The organism is Chitinivorax sp. B (genome assembly GCF_005503445.1).
Lineage (GTDB): Bacteria > Pseudomonadota > Gammaproteobacteria > Burkholderiales > SCOH01 > Chitinivorax.
This window is the reverse complement of sequence record NZ_SCOH01000084.1, coordinates 1-7,545: the sequence shown is the minus strand read 5'-3', so window position 1 is coordinate 7,545 and position 7,545 is coordinate 1. Positions and strand designations below refer to the sequence as shown.

6 protein-coding genes and 1 pseudogene are annotated in these 7,545 nt (G+C 52.9%); 2 read left to right on the top strand and 5 right to left on the bottom strand.

Translation table 11 applies throughout. The features are described from left to right. The 3 genes from FFS57_RS23985 to FFS57_RS23975 all read right to left on the bottom strand — a co-directional run. The coding region (locus FFS57_RS23985) for an MFS transporter (RefSeq protein ID WP_137940358.1) at positions 1 to 1,053 on the bottom strand (1,053 nt) is incomplete at its 3' end. Positions 1,054 to 1,086: 33 nt separating this feature from the next. Next, positions 1,087 to 1,731 (bottom strand): thermonuclease family protein, encoded by a 645-nt coding sequence (locus tag FFS57_RS23980; protein ID WP_137940357.1) that lies wholly within the window; start codon positions 1,729 to 1,731, stop codon positions 1,087 to 1,089. Positions 1,732 to 1,734: 3 nt separating this feature from the next. Beyond that, positions 1,735 to 2,409 (bottom strand): glutathione S-transferase family protein, encoded by a 675-nt coding sequence (locus FFS57_RS23975; RefSeq protein WP_137940356.1) that lies wholly within the window; start codon positions 2,407 to 2,409, stop codon positions 1,735 to 1,737. Positions 2,410 to 2,629: 220 nt separating this feature from the next. Between FFS57_RS23975 and FFS57_RS23970 the strand changes: the two genes are divergently transcribed. Continuing rightward, on the top strand, positions 2,630 to 3,925 hold the full coding sequence (locus tag FFS57_RS23970; protein ID WP_137940355.1) for a phosphatidylinositol-specific phospholipase C domain-containing protein: 1,296 nt from the start codon (positions 2,630 to 2,632) through the stop codon (positions 3,923 to 3,925). A gap of 134 nt (positions 3,926 to 4,059) precedes the next feature. On the opposite strand, the pseudogene FFS57_RS26340 reads toward FFS57_RS23970, so the two are convergent. Continuing rightward, a pseudogene (locus FFS57_RS26340) lies at positions 4,060 to 4,242 on the bottom strand (IS630 family transposase); the annotation flags it as partial. 202 nt (positions 4,243 to 4,444) lie between these two features. Between FFS57_RS26340 and FFS57_RS23965 the strand changes: the two are divergent. Further along, on the top strand, positions 4,445 to 6,649 hold the full coding sequence (locus tag FFS57_RS23965) for an OsmC domain/YcaO domain-containing protein (RefSeq protein ID WP_137940354.1): 2,205 nt from the start codon (positions 4,445 to 4,447) through the stop codon (positions 6,647 to 6,649). Positions 6,650 to 7,193: 544 nt separating this feature from the next. On the opposite strand, the gene FFS57_RS23960 is transcribed toward FFS57_RS23965, so the two are convergent. Further along, positions 7,194 to 7,424 carry a hypothetical protein gene (locus FFS57_RS23960; protein ID WP_137940353.1) on the bottom strand — a complete coding sequence of 77 codons (231 nt, stop codon included), beginning with the start codon at positions 7,422 to 7,424 and terminating at the stop codon, positions 7,194 to 7,196. Positions 7,425 to 7,545: the final 121 nt, after the last annotated feature.

Here is a 7,545-nt window from a genome sequence, read left to right as displayed (position 1 = left end):
GCCCCCCAGCGTGCCACCCAAACCAAAGGATGCACAGATATAGAGTGCCTGACCCCGTGCCTGGTTCCGCCCTTGAAAGAATCGATGCACCAGGGCGATGGCGGTTGCGTGATTGGTACCAAAGGTTGCGGCGTGTAACACTTGCGCAAGCACCATGATGACAGTGGATTGCACACACCAGCCAATGATCAGAAACCGAACCACGGCCAATGCCAAACCCAGTAGGAACAAGCCGCGCAGCCCCAACCAAGTCAGCAAACGAGACATGAATAAAAAGGCCAGCACCTCCGCCACCACGCCAATCGCCCACAAGTAGCCAATGGTACTTTTGGCATAGCCTGCCATTTCCAGATAGATGGAATAGAAGGTGTAATAAGGACCATGCGCCAGCGCCATCAAGAAACTGGCGATAAAAAAGGCCATCACGACTTTTTGCTGCAACACCTGCATCAAGTCCGTTGACTGGCTTACCGGGCCTGCCGGCTTCGCTTCCGGAATCAACCAGGCATACAGGGTGATCGATACCATGCAGCCCAACACGGCCCACGGCACGACGCCAACGCCAAGCCAGTCGATTGCATGTCCCATCAATACAGTAGCAAGCATGAAACCCACCGAACCCCACAGGCGAATGCGACTGTAGCGATGGGTTTCGCTACCCAACAGGGTCAACGTTGTGGCCTCGACCAGAGGCAGGCTGGCACTCCAGAAAAAGAACAGTGCCAGCAACGCCACAAACAAGGTGATGAACTGTTGATTGATCAGCATGATGCAGAAGCTGGCCACGGCGGCTACACTCACACCACGCACAATCACCGCTCGCCGACCGGTGCGGTCTGACAACCAGCCCCAAAAGGACGGGCCAACAATGCGCACCGCCTGTTGCAGCGACATCAGCACGGCAATCTGCCATGCTGAAAATGCCAAGGCGTGCAGGTATAGCCCCCAATAGGCGGATACCACGCCATTGAAAGCGAAATAGGCAAAATAGAAACCGGATAACCGATACCACAAGGTCGGGGTGATCTGTCCGGTGACAGTACGCTCCGTCATCAGTCCGTCATCCCCAACAGTCCTGTCATTTGGTCATTGAGCTGGCGCATCTGCCTCAATGGGCTCAATTTGGGTCGGCATGGTGTCGAATTCATGATCACGTGCCCTGCTCTTGCCCTTGCGGAACTGCCAGGGTGGCATCGGCTTGGTATCTGCCCACAGGCCCGACTGCGCCTCACGTGCTTGTGATTCTGCTACTTGATACCGGTCAAAGTCGCTGCCGGTTTGAAGCTTCTTGGCAAACTGCACATAGTGCCAAGCAAACCCATCGCTGAGTTGCGCTAAATTGACGTCCGTATCACCCAACCAAACCCAACCGACACTACGGCCATACTTGTCGCGATCAACCACATCCACACGCACTGACTGCCCGAACACCCGGTCAGACAGCGCCTGCTTAGCTCGCTGGCCCCAAGCCTGGTTTTTCTCCGGGGCATCGATGAAGGCAAAACGTACCTTATGCTGAATTTGGCTGGCATCCAGTACTGTAATCGTGTCGCCATCGGCCACACCGACCACCCTGCCCTCAATGGCATCGTCACCGGCTTTACCCAGTTGGGACCACCCCGCAGCGATCAGCGCCGAGACCAGCACCAATACCGCATAAACCTTCCGGCGCGGGTCGCGAGCAAAAAACAGCGACTGTACCGCCTTCAACAAACGTGCTTGGCCACGCATGACTTACAACATCTTTCTGACGGATTCGACAATTTCCTGTGTATGCGCTTCTGCCGGTTTCAGCTCACGCTTCACGGGTATGGCCAAGCCGCGCTGCACCGCTGGACGAGCCTCCAGCTCAGCAAACCAGCGTTGCAGGTGCGGCAAGCCCTCCACCGAAATACCAGACCAGTCGTAAATACGCACCCATGGGAATGTAGCAATATCCGCAATCGAATAATCCCCGGCCAGGAATGGCGTCTTGCCCAATTGCGTGTTCAACACCTCGAATAATCGACGTGTTTCTTTTTGATAGCGTTCAATCGCATAAGGCAGCTTTTCGGGCGCATAACGATAGAACACATTCGCCTGCCCTTGCATTGGGCCAACCCCGCCCATCTGGAACATCAGCCATTGCAGTACCTTTGACCTCCCCTTGGCATCTGTCGGCAACAGCTTGCCTGTTTTTTCAGCCAGATAGATCAGGATGGCACCTGATTCAAATACTGCAAAGTCGTCATTGCCGTGATCGATGATGGCTGGAATGCGGCCATTGGGGTTGATCACGAGAAACCAATCCTGTTTTTGCTCCAATTCGCCCAGATTCAGCGCGCGTACCTCATAGGGCAGACCAACTTCCTCCAGCATGATGGATGCCTTCTGGCCATTGGGCGTTGATGCAGTAAACAGCTCAATCATCTCATTGCAATCCGTTTTAACAGTCGTTCCACATTATAACCATGCCCTGCATGGCCTGTCGGCGAGAATCCAGCACCAACGAGCCTTACATAACCGAAATGAGCTTTGCATTCAGCTCTTTTTCACACTATCACATAACAAGAAAAAACATCGTTTTCATCCAAAAACGAACAAGAAAAGCTCGTTATCAACAAATCATAACAAGCAGAGGAGACATACAATGAATCCCTCCATCCCTACCCTGGCTTCTGCCAGCTGGTTGGTCATCGCCACTTTCTGCCTGGCCAGCGATGTCGACGACTTCCGCCAGACCTGGACTTATCGTACCTTGACAATGCAAAGCGCCTTGGATGAGCAAGCACCCTTATCGCAGTCCACCTTTCTGGGCACTCACAACTCCTACAACGCCCGCGCATATCAAACAGCCCTACGCTACCACGACCCAAACCAGGAGCGTTCGATCTACGATCAATTACGCATGGGCGCACGTGCATTGGAGTTGGATGTGCATTCCTATACCAATATGAGCGGCTGGCCCTGGCAATGGCACAAGGATCTACTGTTATGTCATGCCAAATCCAATCACGTTGGCTGCTCTGGCTATGACCGACCATTGAAGGATGGCCTGATGGAGATTCGTCAATGGCTGGATGAAACCGCCAATCAGCCAGAAGTCTTGCTGATTTACCTTGAAAGCCATATCAACGGTGGTGACCATGGCAAAGCGATTGAAGTACTTAACCAGCAGTTGGGCAATCTGATTTACCGACCACTCAATGGGACGTGCCAGGGTATTCCGATGAATTGGACCAAGCGGCAGCTGCTCGATGGCGGCAAGCGCGTCTTACTGATGAGTGACGGTTGCACAGATGCCAACTACAACAGCTGGGTATTCGGCGGCATCGGCAGTCATGTCAACGGTTACCCGACCGATAGCCAATCCACCTACCAACCTTACCCCAATTGCCGATCAGTACGTTACAGCCATGATGACTACAACCGCTGGATCATCCGTTTTTATGAGGATCGCACTGCACTCTCCGGTGTTTTTGGCGACCCTGACAAACCCATCACACCAGATTTGACCGAAGGATTACTGAAATGTGGTGCCAACCTGTTTGGCTTCGATAAGCTCACGCCCTTTGACGGCCGCCTGGAGCGCGGCGTCTGGAGCTGGGCACCCAGCGAACCCAATAACTGGAACGGTATCGAACACTGTGCCCAACATTGGCCCAATGGCCGTTTCAATGATGCCGATTGCACTACCCCTTTGCGTTTTGCATGCCGGGCAATCGCAGGACAGGACTGGTATATCACCCAGGCTGGTGGTAATTGGTCACAAGGCGCTGCCACTTGCAGCAACGAAACCGGTGGGCGCTATCGTTTTGCCGCGCCATTCAGCGCATTCGACAATGAGAAACTGAAGGCGACCAAACTACAGCATGCCATCAATGATGTGTGGCTGAATTACACAGATTCAGGGACTGAAGGGCACTGGCGGATTGGCGACATGTAATCATCCGATACGATTAATCAGGACACCAGATGCTTTGCCCGCTGCATACTTGACCACCGGGTCTTGAAAGTAAGCCCGGACTCGATCTGGTGAGTTTTCCAGCAAGGTCATGTAGCGGTGTCAATCACCAGTGTGCGAGCAACTGGCCAATCACCGACCTCAAACAGATCAATCGTCTTACGTACTGCCGGGTAGCTCAGGCCTGACAGTTCAACGATCTACATCACCCCATTACCACGCTTGCGTGAACCAACCACCTGCTTGCGGTGCGCTTGCAACTGCTCCAGGGTTTGATAACGGGCGTCTTCTTTATCCAATTTATCCACATGCAATGGGGCCGCCATGCAAGAAAGAAACTCATACGCTAAGTGCCCGAATCAATAGGCTCGCTTGGCGTGAGAAAAAGTATGCGCTAGCGTGGTGCAAATCAATGGTTGTTGCTGAAAAGCACATGACTCTGGCTGAAAAACTGGATAATAGCGGCCAAATTGTTTTGAACCCTATTTTGGATAGTCCCGCATGGAAATCAAGGTCAACTTTCTCGACAAGCTTCGCCAGGAAGCCAAGTTCGATGACTTCACAGTAATCGCCGATCAGCCTATCCGCTATAAAGGTGATGGCTCGGCACCAGGTCCGTTCGATTACTTTCTGGCCTCGTCGGCTTTGTGTGCAGCTTACTTTGTCAAGCTGTACTGTGAAACTCGCAATATTCCCACGGATAACATCCGCCTGTCGCAGAACAATATTGTTGACCCGGAAAACCGATACAAACAGATTTTCAAGATTCAGGTCGAGTTGCCGGCGGATATTTCTACCAAGGACCGCCAGGGTATTTTGCGCTCCATTGATCGTTGCACGGTGAAAAAGGTGGTGCAAACCGGGCCTGAGTTTGTAATTGAGGAGGTGGAAAATTTAGACGCCGATGCGCAGGCTTTGCTGACGCTGAGCCCTGCTTCGGAAACGAGCACCTATATTGCTGGCAAAGATCTGCCACTGGAGCAAACCATCGCCAATATGTCAGGCATTTTGGCAGGCTTGGGCATGAAGATTGAAATCGCTTCGTGGCGCAATCTGGTTCCCAACGTATGGTCACTGCATATCCGCGATGCGCACTCACCAATGTGTTTCACCAATGGCAAGGGAGCAACCAAAGAAAGCGCATTGGCCTCGGCACTGGGCGAATTCATTGAGCGACTGAATTGCAATCACTTTTACAATGATCAGTTTTGGGGAGAAGACATCGGCAACGCGGCGTTTGTTCATTACCCAGACGAGCAGTGGTTCAAGCCAGGCCCTAAAGATGCGCTGCCGGTTGGCATTCTCGACGAGCACTGTCTGCGGATTTACAACGCTGATGGCGAGTTGCGTGGCTCACATCTTTATGACACCAATTCCGGCAATGTACAGCGCGGTATCTGTTCGCTGCCTTATGTGCGCCAGTCAGACGGCGCAGTGGTGTATTTCCCGTCAAACCTGATCGACAATTTGTTCCTCAGCAATGGCATGAGTGCCGGCAATACGCTACCCGAAGCGCAAGTGCAATGCCTATCGGAAATCTTCGAACGGGCAGTAAAACGTGAAATTCTGGAAGGTGAATACGCACTGCCTGACGTACCGCAAGCAGTGCTGGCAAAATATCCCGGCATTCTGGCTGGGATTCAGGGCCTGGAAGCGCAAGGCTTTCCTGTGCTGGTAAAGGATGCGTCGCTGGGCGGGAAATACCCCGTGATGTGTGTCACCCTGATGAACCCACGTACAGGTGGCGTTTTTGCCTCGTTCGGGGCTCACCCTAGTCTTGAAGTAGCGCTGGAGCGCAGTCTGACGGAGCTGCTGCAGGGGCGTAGCTTTGAAGGCTTGAACGATTTACCTCGACCGACCTTCGAAAGTCACGCCGTGACAGAGCCCAATAACTTTGTTGAACACTTTATCGATTCCAGCGGCGTTGTATCGTGGCGCTTCTTCAGTGCCAAAGCTGACTATGAATTCGTCGAATGGGACTTTTCCGGTCAGGGCGAGAACTCCAATACCGAGGAAGCCACAACGCTGCTCGGCATTCTCGAAGACATGGGCAAGGAAGTGTACATGGCGGTCTATGACCAACTCGGCGCAACGGCCTGTCGCATCTTGGTGCCAGGCTATTCGGAAGTCTACCCGGTGGAAGACCTGATCTGGGACAACACCAACAGGGCACTGTCATTCCGCGACGACATCCTGAACCTGCATCGCCTCGATGATGCCAGCCTGGAAGCCCTACTTGAACGCCTGGAAGACAGTGAAATCGATGACTACACCACCATCATTACCTTGATCGGCATCGAGTTCGACGAGAACACGGTGTGGGGTCAGCTGACGATTCTCGAGTTGAAGCTATTGATTCACCTTGCCTTGAAGCAATTTGAAGCGACACAGGACTTGGTGGGTGCTTTCCTGCAATACAACGACAACACAGTCGAGCGCGGATTGTTTTATCAGGCCTTGAACGTCGTGTTGGAGGTGGTGCTAGACGACGCGCTCGAACTCGACGATTACGTGGTCAATTTCCGTCGGATGTTTGGCGACACCCGGATGGATGCGGTGCTGGGGTCGGTGGAAGGCAGCGTACGCTTCTACGGCTTAACGCCAACAAGCATGAAACTGGAAGGGCTCGATCGACATCAGCGCCTGATCGACAGCTACAAAAAACTGCACATGGCGCGGGCCAATGCGGCGGTTATATCAAGTTAGAAACAGAACGCACACGATCCTTCACTTTCATTTCTGAACCTTTGTCAAAGCCACCTTGCAGTGAGTTTGCATTCGATTTGACACTACTATGCAAGCAAATCGTGATGTGGACTTTGACATCGCAATCTACTTACGGTAGTCAGCACGGCTCCTATCCCGTACAACGAGGTAAATCTGTCACACTCCACTTGGCACCATCACACGGCTTGACAGCATTTACTTGACTTAACTTATTTGCCTCGCACCGCTGTGAGGGCAACGTGTCATTTTTTGAAAGGTACGAGGTCGACCTGTCATTGGTTGAACCATCTTTCATTGCAGAAGTAATCCAGCTCAGACAGAGAGGGGTCATATCAATCTTGGTGCCCACTGGCTACGTTATCCTGACTTAGAACCTGTTCAAGGTCTGTGATGAACGGCTACCAGCGGTGGTGGAGCACAGCGCAAAAACCGGTGTGTAGGTATGATACATGAGAATGTTGAGCAGCATATGAGCCCTGATCGTGGCCGCGTAATAAGACTTTGAACAGGTTCTTAGAGACTATCATTCAACCGAGGCCCGCTTCATTGACCCGTTCACCTTGACATAGGACATCACAAGATGCCATTCACCGACGTCTTTCCAGTGGAGCATGGCTAGTGCGTGGTGCGTGGGTGTCGCCCCCATCGCGGTGCGCCGCAGGCTGATGCCGAGACGGCGATGACCACCACTAGGCATCCCGGCATCTGGATGGCATAATTTTCCTTCACCCAATCCCCGCTCGCCCATATCCATGCTCACCCCACTGTTCCAGCAATTGCTCGGTCAATTCACCGCGACCGACCGCCTGTTCCAGCTCACCACCACGCTGGGTGAGGATGCATTACTGGTTGAATCCGTACGCGGATTGGAATCC

What these genes read in the sequence shown, in the direction of transcription:
- FFS57_RS23965 (WP_137940354.1), top strand. Translation starts at nt 4,445, where the DNA reads ATGGAAATCAAGGTCAACTTTCTCGACAAGCTTCGCCAGGAAGCCAAG.
- FFS57_RS23970 (WP_137940355.1), top strand. Translation starts at nt 2,630, where the DNA reads ATGAATCCCTCCATCCCTACCCTGGCTTCTGCCAGCTGGTTGGTCATC.
- FFS57_RS23960 (WP_137940353.1), bottom strand. Translation starts at nt 7,424, where the DNA reads ATGGATATGGGCGAGCGGGGATTGGGTGAAGGAAAATTATGCCATCCA.
- FFS57_RS23980 (WP_137940357.1), bottom strand. Translation starts at nt 1,731, where the DNA reads ATGCGTGGCCAAGCACGTTTGTTGAAGGCGGTACAGTCGCTGTTTTTT.
- FFS57_RS23975 (WP_137940356.1), bottom strand. Translation starts at nt 2,409, where the DNA reads ATGATTGAGCTGTTTACTGCATCAACGCCCAATGGCCAGAAGGCATCC.